Source organism: Streptomyces sp. Xyl84, from assembly GCF_059731885.1.
On record NZ_AP029183.1, the window covers coordinates 1,442,114 to 1,458,108 of the forward strand.

The window sequence follows — 15,995 nt, forward strand, 5'->3', positions numbered from 1 at the left end:
GGACCAGGACGTGGAGCGGAGGAACCGGCGGGGGAGCGGCGGGCGGCTCACCCCTGGCGCAGCGCCTCCCGCCAGCCGGGAGCGGAGCGGGAGGTGGCCATCCGGCGGACGAGTTCGAGGTTCTGCCAGACCTTCTCGAACGCGTCGGCGTACGACTGCAGCAGGGGCCCGGCGGCCGGATCGAGGTGCCGGCGCTGCAGGCACAGCGATCCGTCGACGACGGCGACGGTCACCGGGAGGAGGGCGTCCACCTGGTCCGCGGCGTCCGCCGGGGACGCACCCGGGGGACGGAACGCGGGCTGCGCCGCGAGCGGAGCGACCTGGTACCGGGAGACGGGCACCCCCTCGGCCCGCAGGATCCGGTGCAGGGCGGCGCGCAGGGCGCAGCGGTGCTCGGGCCCGAGGCCGAACGCCTCCGGGTCCGGCATCAGCCGCAGGATGTGCCAGGCGTGGGTGCGTCCGGCCGGGACCTGTGGCACCCGCAGTCCGGGCAGCTGAGCCAGCCGGTTCAGGAACCGGCGGATTCCCGGCTCGCGGCGGCGGGCGTAGTCGTCGAAGCGGGCCAGCTGGGAGCGGGTGAACGCGGCTGCCATCGGTGTGATCCGGGCGTTGAGGGCGGCCCGGTGGGCGATGTAGCTGCGAGCCCCGGTGGGTTCCAGCTCGCCGAAGTTGCGCAGCCGTACCAGCTGTTCGTGCAGGCTGTCGTCGTCGGTGGTGATCAGTCCCCCCTCACCACAGCTCGGCAGGTTCTTGTGGGGATGCAGGCTGAAGCAGCCCGCCTTGCCGAGGGCGCCGACCCGGCGCCCGTCGAGCTGCGCGCCGTGTGCCTGGGCCGCGTCCTCCACGACGGGGACGCCCCGTCGGCCGGCCAGTTCGTCCAGCGCCCGCATGTCGGCCGGCAGTCCGTGCAGATGTACCGGCAGGAGCGCGGCGGTTCGCGGTCCGCAGACCGCTGCGGCGGACCGCGGGTCGAGTGTGTACGTGTCGGGATCCACGTCGGCGAACACGGGTGTGGCGCCTGCCGCGCACACCGCGTGGGCGGTCGCGTTCATGGTCAGTGCCGGGACGATCACCTCGTCGCCCGGACCGATCCCGCAGCCGCGCAGGGCCAGATGCAGTGCGGCGGTGCCGGAGGCGACAGCGACACAGTGCCGGGTCCCGGTGGCCTGCGCCCAGGCCCGTTCCAGGCCGCCGACCTCGCGTTCTCCGGGGGAGGCGGCGTTCAGCGGGCCCTCGCGCAACACCCGCAGCACGGCCTGTTCGTCGGCGGTGGTGACCAGCGGCCAGGTGCCGCCCACGCTGTCCTTCGGTACGGCCCGGTCTCCGCCGAGCAGGGCCAGGCGGGTCGTGGCGTGGGCGAGCTCGGGCATGGACGGGTACCTCCGGTCGTACGGCTGCGAGTTCCCCACTGTGCAGAGTCTGCGTACTCGGCGCCCCATTGTTGCCGCATCCCGGAGAGACTGTCGACAGTCTGAATCAACTGATCTTTGGGGGTGTGCCCTTGTGGAGTCTGTGTTAGCTTCTGCAGTGTTCTTGGAGACGCTCATCACACAATCTACAGGAGGCAACACATGACTACGGCGCTGAGCGTGCCGTGTCCCGAGTGCGCCGGGACGCTGGAGGTACGCCCTGATGTGCTCGCCGCCGAGATCGTGGTCTGCGGACAGTGTTCGAGCGAGCTCGAGGTCGTGGCGACCGGGCCCGTGGTGCTGGCCCTCGCTCCGGAGGTCGAAGAGGACTGGGGCGAGTAGTCGTGAAGGTGAGCGTCGTCGGCGCGGCCGGATACACCGGAGGTGAACTGCTGCGGCTGGTGCATGCCCACCCCAAGCTGGAACTGGCACAGGCGCTTTCGCGGCGGCATGCGGGCCGGCCGGTGGCAGAGGTGCACCCCAACCTGCATCATCTCGCCCTGGCCTTCCGGTCCCCCGAGGAGCTGGAGCCGGTGGACGCGGCGTTCCTGGCCCTGCCCTCCGGCGCCTCCGCCGAGGTGGAGACAGCGGTGACGGGCCGGGCCACGACCATCGTGGACCTGAGCCCCGATTTCCGGGGCGGCCGGCCCTCGGCGGACGGCACCGCCTACCGGACCGGCCTGCCCGAGCTGTTCGCCGGCGAACTCGTCGGCGCCACCCGGATCAGCGTGCCCGGATGCATGGCCACCGCGGCCGTCCTGGCCCTGGCTCCGGTCCAGCGCAGTGGTCTGGTGGCCGGCGACGTGGTGGTGGACGCCCGGGCCGGGTCGTCGGGCTCCGGAGCGGAGCCGAGCCCTGCCTCGCACCACGCGGAGCGCGGCAACGCCTTCCGGGTCTACAAGCCCGCGGGACACCGGCACGAGAAGGAGATCGCCGCACTGGCCGGGGTGCGTGCCCGGATGACGGTGACCGCCGTCCCCACGGTGCGCGGCGCGCAGGTGCTCTGCCATGTCACACCCCCGCGGCCGGTCACCCGCCGCGAGGTGCTGCACGTGCTGCAGCGCGCCTACCGAGACCACCCGTTCGTCCGGATCGTGTCCCGCGGGCGCGGGGTGCACCGGATGCCCGATCCGCAGTTCCTCGGCGGCACCAATTTCGTCGACATCGGTTGCGCCGTGGACGAGGACGGCGGCCGCATCGTCCTGGTCGCCGCGCTGGACAACCTCGTGAAGGGGGCCGCGGGGGGCGGGGTGCAGAGCCTGAACGTGGCGGCCGGCATGCCACAGGACGCCGGACTGGAATTCACCGGACTGCACCCCGCCTGATGCCGGCCCGTGAACACGGCCCGTCCGAACGGCGCGAGGGGAACAGCGGCACGAGACGAGGGGAGGTGAGCGGGGAACATGGCGCAGGATCCGAGGGGGCACGAGCCGAACCCGCTGATCGGCGGGTTCGCGCACGACGGGCCGATCGTGGTCAAGATCGGCGGCGGGAGCGACCCGGAGCCCGTACTGGACGAGGTGGCCGAACTGGCGCTCGCCGGCCGGCCGACGGTACTCGTCCACGGCGGCGGAGCAGTCGCCGACCTGCTGTCGGAACAACTCGGCGTGGAGCGGCGGGTGATCAGGTCCCCGGACGGCACGCACAGCCGTCGCACGGACGCGGCCATGCTCGATGTCATCACCCTCGCCCTGCTCGGGCGGGTGAAACCACGTCTGATCAGCGGATTACGGGCACGCGGCGCACGGTCGGTGGGCCTGAGCGGCGCGGACGGCGCCCTGCTGACCGCCACCCGCAAACCGGCCCTGCGCTCCGTGCAGGACGGCCGGACCGTACTGATCCGGGACGACCGGTCCGGCCGCATCGAGCGCGTCGACCCCGCGCCGGTCCGCGCGGTGCTGGACCGGGGGCACGTCCCCGTGGTCTCCCCGCCGGCCAGCGACGCCGCGGGCAACCTGCTCAACGTGGACGCCGACGAGGCGGCGGCCCGGCTGGCGACCGCCCTGGACGCGTCGGCCCTGGTCCTGCTCACCGATGTGGGTGGCGTCCTGGCCGACCTCGGCGACCCCGCCACCCGGATCGCGCGGGTGGGCCCGCACCACCTGGAAGGCGACGTCGTCCGAGGACGGATGCGGCACAAGGTACGCGCCGGGCTGCGGGCCAGCAGGACCGTGCGGCAGGTGGCCATCGGCGCCGCGCATCTGCACCGGCCGATCCACCAGGCCCTCTCCGGTGCCGGCAGCCGGCTGTGCGACGAAGGGGAGAGGCCCGAAGATGGCTGACCACCAGCGCACCGCCGACCGTACCCGCCCCGCGGCGGGCGACGGGGACTACCCGGCCTGGCTCCTGCGGGCCGCGCTCGGCATCCCCTCGGTCTCCGGCCGGGAACTGCCCGTCGCCCGCTTCCTCGCCGACCGGATGGCCGAGCTGGGCCTCGACTCGTACGTCGACGAGGTCGGCAACGTGCACGGCCTGATCGGCCCGCGCACGGGCCCCACCGTCATGCTGCTCGGACACATCGACACCGTCCCCGGACAGGTACCGGTGGTCCAGGTCGGCGATCTGCTCTACGGCCGCGGCGCGGTGGACGCGAAGGGCTCCATCGTCACCATGATCTGTGCCGCGGCCCGCACCGAGGGAGTACGCGTGCACGTGATCGGCGCGGTCGGCGAGGAGGTCGCCGGCTCCCGCGGCGCCCACCACGTGCTGGCCACGGTGCCGCCCCCGGCGGCGCTCGTGATCGGCGAACCGAGCGGCTGGGACGGCGTCTGCCTGGGCTACAAGGGACGTATCGGCATCGGCTACGAGATCAGCCGGCCACCCCTGCACACCAGCAGCCCGGAGCCGACCGCCGTGGAGTGCGCCGCCCGCTTCGCCCACGACATACAGGAGTATCTGCGGGGACTCTCGCCCGAACAGGACGACCCGGTCGCCTTCGGGGTCGCCGCCGCGACGCTCGTCCGGCTGCACGGCGATCTGGCCGAGGCCGAGGCCTTCCTGAGCTGCCGGGTGCCGCCGGGGTTCGACTTCGCCGCGCTGGAACGCTTCGCCCGCAGCAGACCGCACAGCCGCATCCGGGTGGACGAACGGGTCCCCGGAGTGACCCGGCCGCGCACCGACCCCGTGGTGAGCCAGCTCCGCGCCGCGATAGCCGCCCAGGGAGTCCGCCCGACGCTCAAACGCAAGGCCGGCACCTCGGACATGAACACCCTCGCCCCCTGGGGCATCCCCATGGCCGCCTACGGGCCGGGCGACGCCCACCTGGACCACACCACCGACGAACACATCCCGCTCGGCGACCTGTACCGCGCGATCGACGTCCTGGCCCTCGCGCTGCCCCGGCTGGCGAGCCGCCTCGCGGCGCCGCCGCGGACCACCGGCGCGCCCGAGCTGCTGGAGGCATGATGATGCTCGACGGCGACGTCGCCCTGATCACCGGTGCTGCTCGCGCGCTGGGCCGGTCGCACGCGCTGGCCTTCGCCCGCGAGGGCGCGGACCTGATCCTCCTCGACCGCTGCGCCCCCGACGACGGCCCCTACCCGATGGCCGGCCGGCGTGACCTGGAGGAGACCGCGGAAGCCTGCCGAAGGCTCGGCAGCCGCGTCCTGACCGGAGTCGCCGACGTACGCCACCAGGCGGACGTGGACAAGGTGGTGGACGCCGGGCTCGACGCGTTCGGCCGGATCGACGTCCTGCTCAACAACGCGGGCGTCCTCGGTCCCGGCGGCGTCCGCGTACACGAACTCAGCGAGGAACAGTGGCAGTTGGCGCTGGACGTCAACCTGAGCGGCACTTGGCGCACCTGCCGCGCAGTGCTGCCGCACATGGTCGAGCGGGGCGGCGGACGGATCGTCAACACCGCCTCCACCGGCGGACGCGTCGCCTTCGAGCGGTACGCCAACTACGTCGCCTCCAAGCACGGCGTGATCGGACTGACCAAGTCCATCGCGCTGGAGTACGGACGCCACGGCATACGTGCCAACGCGGTCTGTCCCACCACCGTGGCCGACGACGCCGCACTGGGCACCCGCAGCACCCGCGCCGTGGCCGCGTCGATGGGCGCCGAACTGCCCGACTACGAGCGCACGTCGGCGGCGCTGCATCCGATCGGCCGACTGGTCACCGCCGCGGAGGTGTCGGCCGCCTGCCTCTGGCTGGCCGGTGACCGGTCCGGCGGTGTCACCGGCACCGAACTCCTGGTGGACGGCGGCTTCACCGCCCACTGAGCCGCCCGCCCGCACCACGTCCACGCGAACGACCTGCCCTGCCGCGGACCGCCGACCCGACAAGGAGTCCTCTGCCATGGATCTGCCCACCGAGCAGCCACGGTCCCTGCCGGACACGCCGGTGGCCGCCGCGGTGCCGCCCGATCTCGCCGCCCTGCGCTCGCGGCTGGCCGAACTGAGCCCGGAAAAACGCCGGTTGGTGGAGCGACTGCTGGCCCGTCAGGGCGCCGGCCTCGGCATCACCCGTCGCGCCGGCGGTGCGCCCGAGGCCCCCTGCTCCTTCGAGCAAGAGCGGCTGTGGTTCATGTACGAGCTGCTGACCCGGCGCGAGATCTTTCACGTCCCGGTCGCCCTGCGCCTCGAAGGCGAACTGGACCCCGACGCGCTGGAGCGGGCACTGCGGCAGCTCGGCCGACGGCACGAGGCACTGCGCACCGTGTTCCGGCAGCGCGACGGCCGCCCCTACCAGGTGGTACGGGAACAGCTCGATCTCCCGCTGGAGCGGGTCGACTGCCGCACCGCCGCCGATCCCGCCCTCGCCGCCCGGCAGCAGGCCTCCGCACTGGTCACCGAGGACTTCGACCTCGAAGAAGGACCCCTGGTGCGCTGCACGCTGTACCGGACGGGGGAACACGAACACCTGCTGGCCGTGGTGCAGCACCACATCGTCTCCGACAACTGGTCGCTGGGCATCCTGCTCGACGACCTCGGCAAGCTGTACGCCCGCGAGCTGGGGGCACCGGGGGAGCTGCCCCCGCTCGACCTGCACTACCCCGACTTCGCCGCATGGCAGCGGGCCACGGTCGACAGCACGACGATGCGGCGCACCCTCGATCACTGGCGCGACCGCCTGGACGGCGCCCCGGACAGTCTCGACCTGCCCACCGACCGTCCCCGGCCCGCGGTCCGCGGCAGCCAGGGGAAGTTCCACCACGTACGGTTCGACGCCGACCTGGTCGCCGGGCTGCGCGAAGCGGCCCGGCAGCACGACACCACCCTCCTGGGCGCGTTCCTCGCAGGGTACATAGCCCTGCTCTCCCGCCTCGTGCGGTCGGACTCGCTGGTGGTCGGTGTACCGGTGGCCGGGCGGCCGCGCGCGGAGATGCAGCAGATGATCGGGTACTTCCTGAACTGGCTGCCGATCCACGTCCAGGTCGGTGACCGGCCGGACCTGCACACCCTGATACGCCGCACCGGAACCGCCCTGAGCGAGGCGATGACCCATCAGGACGTGCCGTTCGACATGCTGGTGCGCGAGCTGCGGCCCTCGCGGCGCCCCGGGGAGACACCGATCTTCCAGACCTCCTTCTCGCTGCGTGACGGCGCCCCCACCCCGCCGGCCATGCCGGGCATCGACGTCACCTTCGCCGAACTCGACGGCGGAGCCACCCATTACGACCTGATGGCCGAACTGTGGTGCGAGGGCGACGAGGTCGTGGGCTACGTGCCCTACGACGACGAACTGCTGGACGCGCAGACGGTGGCCCGCTGGGCCGGCTGGCTCAAGACGCTGCTGCGCGCCGGGCTGGCCGCACCGGACACCCCGGTGGCGGACCTGGAGATGCTCGCTCCCGGCGAGTCCGTGGTGATCCCGGCCCGCGCGCCGGTGACGGCCGAGGGGGGCGTCGCCCGGCCGGCCCGGACCCTGCACGGGGTGTTCGCCGCGCAGGCGGCTCGGCGGCCCGACGCCCCCGCCGTCTCCGACGAGCGGGACCGGCTCACCTACGCGGAACTGTCCGCACGAGCCGACCGGATCGCCGCCGCCCTGCAAGAGCGGGGTGAGGGACCCGGCAGCATCGTCGGCCTCGTCCTCGACCGCACCGTGGACCTGCCCGCCGCCGTTCTCGGCGTGCTTCGCGCGGGTGCCGCCTACCTGCCCGTCGACCCGGAGAATCCCGCCGGACGCACCGCTGACCAGTTCACCGAGTGCCGGGTCCGGACCGTGCTGACCACCCCGGCCACCGCGTCGGCACCCGCGTTGGAGGAACTGGACGACGGACCGCGCATCCTCGTGGTGGACTGGCAGGACCCCGGATGGCGGGAGCAGACCCCCGGCCCGGCTGCCGTGGACGTACCCGCGGACGCGCCCGCCTACGTCATCTACACCTCGGGATCCACCGGCCGCCCCAAGGGCGTGCTCGTCACGCACCGCAACGTGCTCCGGCTGTTCACCGCCTGCGACGAGCATCTGAGGGTGGGGCCGGACGACGTATGGACCCTGTTCCACTCCTACGCCTTCGACTTCTCCGTCTGGGAGATCTGGGGTGCGCTGCTGCACGGCGGCAGGCTGGTGGTCGTCCCGCAGTGGGCGACCCGCGCCCCCGACGTCTTCGCCGAACTCGTACGGGACGAGCGGGTCACCGTGCTGAGCCAGACCCCGTCCGCGTTCGGCCAGGTGAGCGAGACCCTGCTGAAGCACCCCGACCCGGCGGCGCTGCGGTACGTGGTGTTCGGCGGCGAGGCACTCGATCCCACCGCGCTGCGTCCCTGGACGCGTGTGTACGGCGACCGGCGGCCGGAACTGATCAACATGTACGGGATCACCGAGACCACCGTGCACGTCACCGCGCGGCCGCTGCGCGAGAAGGACCTCGCCGGGACGGCGTCCCCGATCGGACCTCCGCTCGCCGACCTGTCCCTGTACCTGCTGGACGATTCCCTGCGTCCGGTCGGCACCGGTGTACCCGGGGAGATCTTCGTCGGAGGGGACGGGGTGAGCCTGGGCTACGTCGCCAACCCGGGGCTGACCGCGGAGCGCATGCTCCCCGACCCGTTCGCCGGACGTCCCGGCGCCCGTATGTACCGCAGCGGCGACCTGGCGGTCCGCCGCGGCGACGGAGAGCTGGTCTGTCTGGGCCGCGCCGACGACCAGGTGAAGATCCGCGGGCACCGGATCGAGCCGGGTGAGGTCCGGGCGGCGCTGGACGCCCTGGCCGTCGTCGCCCGTGCCGCCGTGGTGGTGGAACGCGACCGGGTGGGCGCCGCCGTCCTGGCGGCCTACGTCGTACCGGCCGAGGGGAACGCCGGCGTCAGCGGCACCGGGATTCGCCGGACCCTGCTGCGCTCCCTGCCGGAATGGATGGTGCCCGCCTCGGTCACCGTCCTCGACGAGCTGCCCCTGACCCGGAACGGCAAGCTGGACCGCCGGGCCCTGACCGACCGCAAGGAGCACGCGGCGCCGGCCGGACCGCGCGGCGAGGCGCCCCGCAGCGACACCGCGCGGCAACTTGCCGAGATCTGGCAGGAGCTGCTCGGCGTCCCCGCGGTGGGCGGCGAGGACAGCTTCTTCGAACTCGGCGGCCACTCCCTGATGGTGATGCACCTCGTCGCCCGGATACGCACGGCCTTCGGCGTCGAGATGCCGGTGGAGACCCTCTTCCGCCGCCCTCAACTGCAGCCGCTGGCCGACGAGGTGGACGCGGCACGTACCGCGGCGCAGAGGGCCGCGGCGCCGGAGCCGGGACAGGACGCGGCGGCCGAACTCGCCGACGTGCGCGCCGACCTGGCCGCCCGGGCCGCCGGGATCCCCCGCCCGGGGGCCCGGGCGGACGCGGACCGCGACACAGTCCTGCTCACCGGGGCCACGGGCTTCGTCGGCCGGTTCGTGCTCGCCGAACTCCTTGCCGCGGGGGCCCGGGTGATCTGCCTGCTCCGCGGCGGGACCGCCCGCCGGGAGGAGCTGGTGGCGGGGATGGCGGACCTCGGGCTGTGGCACGAGGAGCACGCCGCACGGCTGGAACTGGTCGACGGCGACATCGCCGAACCCGGGCTCGGCCTCGCCGGACCGGACCGCGACCGCCTGGCCGACCGGGCGGGCCGCATCATCCACGCCGCGGCCTGGGTGAACCACGTCTACCCGTACGAGCGGCTGGCCGCGGCGAACACGCACTGCATGGCAGGTCTGCTGGAACTCGCGGCCCGCGGCCGCCGCTCGGCTCTCACTGTGGTGTCCACCAGCTCGGTGGCCGACTCCGCCGCGTACCCGCCCGGCTCGACCGTGCCGCCGGGCCCGCTGAAGGCACTGCCGTCCGCCGCGAACGGATACGTGCGTTCCAAGGCGGTGGCCGAGCAGTACCTCCACCTGGCAGCCGAACTGGACGTACCCGCCGCGGTGATCAGGATTCCCAGCGTCTTCGGCGATCAGCGGCGGTACCAGATCAACCCCGCAGACGCCGTGTGGAGTTGGTGCCGGGCGATGATCGAGACCAGCGGCTTCCCCGAGAGCTTCGCGCAGCCGGGCAACGAACTGTTCCAGGCGCTGCCCGCCGACGCCGTGGCCCGGGCGGTGCTGCTGGCCGACCGCGATCACACCGAACCGGGCACCCGCTACCTGGACGCCGTCCCGGCCGCCGTCGGCACGACAGAGGACCTGCTGGCCGCTCTGCGCGCCGCCGGTCATGCACTGAGCCCCTGCCCGGACCACGCGTGGTACACCGCCGTGGGCGAGCTGGACCCCGGCCGGGTCTGGGTGGCGGGCATCGCAGGGCAGGCCGCCGCCCGGCTGGCCGCGGATCCGTCCGCCACGGCCCCCCGCACCCTGCGCCGCTTCACCGCCCCCGTGGAGCCCGGTGAGCTGGACGAGCTGTTGCGCACCCGGGCCCTGTACTCCTCGGCCCAGCTGGCCGGGTACATCCGGACGCTCGACGCGTCCTTCCCGCCCGCCGGCAACGACCGGGAGAAAGCCCGGCCCGCGCGCGGCTGACCCGCAGGACCGCACATCACCGCATGACCGATGGGAGTGGGAGTGAGTTCGGACGAGCGCACGTACCTCGTGGTGCGCAACCACGAGGAGCAGTACTCGATCTGGCCCGCCGGGCAGGACGTCCCGGCCGGCTGGGCCGCGGAGGGCTTCCAAGGCCCCAAGAGCGACTGCCTGGCACACATAGCCGAGGTATGGACTGATCTGCGGCCGCTGAGCCTGCGCCGCGCCGGTGACGACAAGGGAGCAGAGCGCGTTGGCTGAGAATGTGCAGAACCCGCCCGTGGAGCCCCTCGCGGTGATCGGCATGAGCTGCCGGTTCGCCCCCGACCTCGACACCCCCGGCCGGCTCTGGGAGTTCCTGCGCGCCGGGGGCAGCGCGGTGGGCGAGATGCCCGACCGGCGCTGGGACCCGTACGTGACGGACAGCCGCACCCGCGACATCCTGCGCACGACCACCCGCAAGGGTTCGTTCATGCGGGACATCGAGGGCTTCGACGCCGAGTTCTTCCAGATCACGCCCCGCGAGGCCGAGTACATCGACCCGCAGCAGCGGATCATGCTCGAACTCGCCTGGGAAGCCCTGTGCGACGCCGGACTGCCGCCGACCTCGCTGGCCGGCACCGACGCGAGCGTCTACGTGGCGGCGAACTCCAACGACTACGGCCGCCGCCTGCTCGAAGACCTGGACCGCACGGGCGCCTGGGCCGTGAACGGCACCACCTTCTACGGCATCGCCAACCGCATCTCGTACTTCCTGGACGCGCACGGCCCCAGCATGGCCGTGGACACCGCCTGCGCCGGATCCCTGACCGCCCTGCACGTCGCGGGCCAGGCGCTGCACAGGGGCGAGACGAGCGTGGCCATCGTCGGCGGCATCAACATCATGGCCTCGCCGGCGCTGGTCGTGGCCCTGGACGCGGCCTCCGCGACCTCCCCGGACGGCCGCAGCAAGTCGTTCGACAAGGCGGCCGACGGCTACGGGCGCGGCGAGGGCGGCGGAGTCGTCGTGCTCAAGCGACTGTCCGACGCGGTGCGCGACGGTGACCCGGTGCACGGGCTCGTCCTGGCCAGCGGTGTCTTCCAGGACGGCCGCTCCGACGGCATGATGGCCCCCAACGGCAGTGCCCAGCAGCGCATGCTGGAAGAAATCTACCGGCGGTCCGGCATCGACCCCGGCACAGTGCAGTACGTCGAGGCGCACGGCACCGGCACCCAGCTCGGTGACGCCGCGGAGGCCCAGGCCATCGGCAATGTCTTCGGCCCCGGCAGGGACGGCGACAACCCCCTGCTGATCGGGACGCTGAAGCCGAACGTGGGCCACGTCGAGGCAGCCTCCGGCATCGCGGGCGTGATCAAGGTCCTGCTGGGGATGCGCCACGGCGAACTGCCGCCCAGCCCGCACGAGGAGCCCGATCCCGGGCTCGGGCTGGAGGCCAGGGGACTGCGTCTGGTCGCCGAGCCGACGCCGTGGCCGCGGGGCGAACACGGCATGCGCGCCGGTGTCTCCAGCTACGGCGTGGGCGGCTCGATCGCCCACGCCGTACTGCAGCAGGCCCCGCCGCGCCCGGACAGGACCGAGCGCCCGGCCGCCGCCGCCACGGGCCGCCCCCAGGTCTTCCCGCTGTCCGCCGCCTCCGAGCAGGGCGTACGAGGACTGGCCGGCTCGGTCGCCGCGTGGCTGCGGGCACACCCCGAGACCGCCCTGGACGATCTCGCCCACACCTTCACCGCCCGCCGCTCCCATCTCTCCCGCCGGGCCGCCGTCGTGGCCGGCACCACGGAGGAACTGCTCGGCGGACTGGACGCGTTGGCCGGCGGCGAGAAATCCCCCGCGGTGGCCCTGGCATCGGCGTCCGGGTTCGGTGACGGCGGCGCGGCCGGACCCGCCTGGGTGTTCTCCGGGCACGGCGCGCAGTGGTCCGGCATGGGCCGGGAACTGCTCACCACCGAGCCCGTGTTCGCCCAGGTCATCGACGAACTCGCCCCGGTCTTCTCCGAAGAGCTCGGATGGACCCCGCGCGAGGCGATCGAGGCGGGCGGCCCGTGGACCGTCGTCCGTACCCAGGCGATGACCTTCGCGATGCAGGTCGCCCTCGCCGAGGTGTGGTCGGACCTGGGCCTGCGTCCGGGCGCGATCATCGGGCACTCGGTCGGCGAGATCGCCGCCGCCGCGGTGGCCGGGAGCCTGGACCGCGCAGAGGCGGCACGCTTCGCCTGCCGCCGCGCCCGCGCCCTCGGAAAGATCGCCGGGCGTGGCGCGATGGCGATGGTGCCCATGGCGTTCGCCGACGTCGAACAGCGGGTCGCCGGCCGGGACGCAGTGGTCGCGGCGATCGCCGCCAGCCCTCTGTCGACCGTGGTGTCGGGTGACACGGCCGCGGTCGAGGCCCTGCTCGCGGACCTGGAGGCCGACGGCATCCAGGCTCGCCGGGTCAACACCGACGTCGCCTTCCACAGCCCGCACGTCCAGGAGATCCTCGACGAGGTCAGGCAGGCCGCCGCCGCACTGCGGGCCGGAACACCCCGGGTGACGCTGTACAGCACCGCCCTCGCGGACCCGCGCTCCGACGCTCCCCGTGAGGGCGAGTACTGGGCCACCAACCTGGCCGACCCGGTCCGCTTCCACCAGGCCGTACGGGCCGCGCTCGACGACGGCACCCGGGTCTTCCTGGAGGTCTCCTCGCACCCGGTGGTGGCCCACTCCATCACCGAGACCGCACTGGACGCCGGGGTCCCCGACGCCCACGTGGCGATCACCCTGCGCAGGGAACAGCCGGAGCAGCGCACCGTGCTGGCCAACCTGGCCCGGCTCCACAGCCTCGGCACTCCGGTCACCTGGTCCTACGACGGTGACCTCGTGGACGTCCCCGCGGTGCGCTGGCAGCACAAGCCGTACTGGATCTTCCCGGACACCGCACCGGAACAGGGCGCGGGCCTGGGCCACGACCCGCAGACCCACACGCTGATCGGCGCGCGCACCACCGTCGCCAGCGCTCCGGTCCAGCGCGTCTGGCAGACCGAACTGCACATGGAGAACCGTCCGTACGCGCAGTCGCACAAGGTCGTCGGCGTGGAGACGGTGCCCGCGTCCGTGGTGCTCAACTCGTTCATCACCGCCGCCACCAACGAGGGCGAACGGGCCTGCGGACTGCGCGACATCGTCTTCCGCATCCCGCTGGCCGCGCACCCGACACGGGTGGTCCAGGTGGTGCTGGAACAGGACAAGGTGCGCATCGCCAGCCGCATCAAGCGGGACCAGGAGAGCGGCGGCGTCCGCGACGACGAGTGGCTCACCCACACCACCGCGACCGTCGTGCACGAGCCGGAGGTCGGGGCGCGTCCGATGGAGGACCCGGACGTCATCCGGGCCCGCTGCCCGGTGTCCTGGACCTGGGCCAAGGTCGACGGGATCTTCCGGACCATGGGCGTGGACGGGTACACCTTCCCCTGGGTCGTGGAGGAGCTCCTGCGCGGTGAGGACGAGCAGTTCTCCACGATCACGGTGGACCACACGCCGAAGCTGCACCCGTCCAGCTGGACCGCGGTCGTCGACGCCGCGCTGACCGCCAGTGGTGTGCTGGTGATGGACGAGAACTCGAACGTCCTGCGCACCTGCTCGCACCTGGAGTCCCTGTCCTTCGTCGGCCCCCCGCCGCCCAGGATCCACGTACACACCGTGCGTGACCCGCGCACCCCGGACACCATCAGCATGACGGTGGCCGACGAGAGCGGCGCCGTGGTCTGCGAGGCCCGAGGGCTGCGCTACGTCAAGGTCCAGGACATCGGCTCCGGCGCGGTCGGCCCGCGCGACCTGGTGCACGAACTCGCCTGGGAGCCGGTGGAGGTCCCCGCGGACGCGCCGGTCCCGTCCCAGGCCCTGGTGGTGGGCGGCGCCGCCGGCGGCCCCGCCCTGGTCGAGGCGCTCACCGCACGCGGAGTGCGGGCACGGGCGGTACCGGACGCGACCGCGATCGGCGACGCCTCGCTCACCTGCGCCGACGTGGTCGTCGTGGCGCCCGAGGCGCTGCTGCCCGGGGAGGCACCCGAGCAGGCGGCGCGCCGGTGCGCGCAGCTGCTCGTCGACGCCGTGCAACAGGTGGCGGCCGTCCCGGACGAGCGGCGGCGGCCCAGGGTGTGGGCGCTCACCCGCGAGGTACGGGCGGGCGCGACGGAGGCCGCGCTCGCGCACGCCCCGCTGTGGGGCGCCGGACGCATCGTCGCCGGCGAGCGCCCCGACCTGTGGGGCGGCGTGATCGACGTCGCGGAGAACGCCGTACCCCAGCAGGTGGCCTCGCTCATCGGAGCTCTGCCGCACACCGAGGACGTACTGTCGCTCGACTCCGAAGGCGTCACCGCCGCCCGGCTGCGCCAGGTCGCGCGGCCCGCGGAGCGCGAACCGGTGGACTGCCGCCCCGACGGTACGTACCTGGTCACCGGCGGTCTGGGCGCGCTCGGCCTGGAGGCCGCGCGCCATCTGGTCGAGCAGGGCGCCAGGCGTCTGGTGCTCATCGGCCGGCGGGGTCTTCCCTCCCGGTCGCGGTGGGACCAGGTGGACGACCCCGCCGTGGCCGCGCAGATCGCCGAGGTCGTCGCCCTGGAGGCGGCGGGCGCCACGGTGCGTGTCCTCAGCCTGGACATCTCCGACGCCGAGGCGACGGCCCGTGCCCTGGACCCGGGCGCTCTGGACATGCCGCCGGTCCGGGGCATCGTGCACTGCGCCGGTGTGGTCTCCGACGCGCTGGTGGAGAAGACCGGTGCGGCGAACCTGGACACCACCATGGGCCCCAAGGCCGACGGCGCGATGGTCCTGCACCGGCTCTTCCCGGCCGGCACGCTGGACTTCTTCACGATGTTCTCCTCGTGCGGCCAGCTGGCACGGCTCACCGGCCAGGTCAGCTACGCCTCCGCGAACTCCTTCCTGGACGCGCTCGCCGCCTTGCGGCGTTCGCGGGGGGAGACGGGTACGACGAGCTTCGCGTGGGCGCAGTGGATCGGACGCGGCATGGGCGAGACCACCGGCAGGGCGACGATCCTGGAGGCGGAGTCCCGCGGACTCGGTGGCATCACCGTCTCCGAGGCGCTGCGCAGCTGGGCCTACGCGGACCGGTTCGCGCTGCCGTACGCGGCGGTGATGCGGGTCATGCCGGATCACACGCTGCCGGTGTTCTCCCACCTGTCCGTCACCGACGCGGGGGCGCAGAGCGCCGATGCCGGGGGCGTCGACTGGGCCACCGTGCCGGCCGGGGAACTGCCGGAGCTGGTGCTGAAGGTGACCCACGAGCAGGTGGCCGCCGAGCTCAACCTCGCGGTGGACGACATCGCGATCGACCAGCCCCTGCTGGAGCTCGGTGTCGACTCCGTGCTCACCGTGGCACTCCGGGTACGGCTGCACCGGTGTTTCGCGGTGGACCTGCCGCCGACGATCCTGTGGAGCAACCCGACGGTCCGCGCCCTCGCGGAGTTCCTCGCCGCCGAGGTCGGCGGTGCCACCGCGGACGCCGAGGAGACCGACCCGGTCGCCGGCCTTCCCGCACCTCAACAGGGATCGGGAACTGCCGAGCAGCTCGACGCCGTCGCGGCCGCGGCCGGGTGACCGGCCGGCCCGGGGTGACGACGATCTCGCCACCCCGGGCCGTCCGGGCCCGGGACGGCGCGACC

9 protein-coding genes are annotated in these 15,995 nt (G+C 73.4%); 8 read left to right on the forward strand and 1 reads right to left on the reverse strand.

Annotated features, from left to right (window positions below):
- Positions 1-47: 47 nt before the first annotated feature.
- Positions 48-1,370 carry a DegT/DnrJ/EryC1/StrS family aminotransferase gene (locus tag AC6I72_RS37685; RefSeq protein ID WP_498006321.1) on the reverse strand — a complete coding sequence of 441 codons (1,323 nt, stop codon included), beginning with the start codon at positions 1,368-1,370 and terminating at the stop codon, positions 48-50.
- Positions 1,371-1,571: 201 nt separating this feature from the next.
- On the opposite strand from AC6I72_RS37685, the gene AC6I72_RS37690 reads away from it, so the two are divergent.
- The 8 genes from AC6I72_RS37690 to AC6I72_RS37725 all read left to right on the forward strand — a co-directional run bounded on the left by AC6I72_RS37690 (position 1,572) and on the right by AC6I72_RS37725 (position 15,930).
- The gene (locus tag AC6I72_RS37690) at positions 1,572-1,751 is read left to right on the forward strand and encodes a hypothetical protein (RefSeq protein ID WP_037853601.1); all 180 of its coding nucleotides are present in this window, start codon (positions 1,572-1,574) and stop codon (positions 1,749-1,751) included.
- Positions 1,752-1,759: 8 nt separating this feature from the next.
- Positions 1,760-2,734, forward strand: a complete 975-nt coding sequence (gene argC, locus AC6I72_RS37695; protein ID WP_498006322.1) for an N-acetyl-gamma-glutamyl-phosphate reductase — start codon at positions 1,760-1,762, stop codon at positions 2,732-2,734.
- A gap of 78 nt (positions 2,735-2,812) precedes the next feature.
- Complete coding sequence (gene argB / locus AC6I72_RS37700) at positions 2,813-3,691, forward strand: acetylglutamate kinase (RefSeq protein WP_498006323.1); 879 nt, start codon at positions 2,813-2,815, stop codon at positions 3,689-3,691.
- A complete protein-coding gene (locus AC6I72_RS37705) occupies positions 3,684-4,814 on the forward strand; it encodes a M20/M25/M40 family metallo-hydrolase (protein ID WP_498006324.1) in 1,131 nt (376 codons plus the stop codon). Before argB ends, AC6I72_RS37705 begins: the two co-directional genes overlap by 8 nt.
- Entirely contained in the window at positions 4,811-5,635 is an 825-nt protein-coding gene (locus AC6I72_RS37710; protein WP_498006326.1) for a mycofactocin-coupled SDR family oxidoreductase, read from the forward strand. The genes AC6I72_RS37705 and AC6I72_RS37710 overlap by 4 nt, the downstream gene beginning before the upstream one ends.
- A 76-nt stretch (positions 5,636-5,711) precedes the next feature.
- Positions 5,712-10,337, forward strand: coding sequence for an SDR family oxidoreductase (locus tag AC6I72_RS37715; RefSeq protein WP_498006328.1), 4,626 nt, complete (start codon positions 5,712-5,714; stop codon positions 10,335-10,337).
- A gap of 30 nt (positions 10,338-10,367) precedes the next feature.
- A complete protein-coding gene (locus AC6I72_RS37720) occupies positions 10,368-10,598 on the forward strand; it encodes an MbtH family protein (RefSeq protein ID WP_366726278.1) in 231 nt (76 codons plus the stop codon).
- Complete coding sequence (locus AC6I72_RS37725) at positions 10,591-15,930, forward strand: type I polyketide synthase (protein WP_498006330.1); 5,340 nt, start codon at positions 10,591-10,593, stop codon at positions 15,928-15,930. Before AC6I72_RS37720 ends, AC6I72_RS37725 begins: the two co-directional genes overlap by 8 nt.
- The last annotated feature ends 65 nt before the right edge of the window (positions 15,931-15,995 follow it).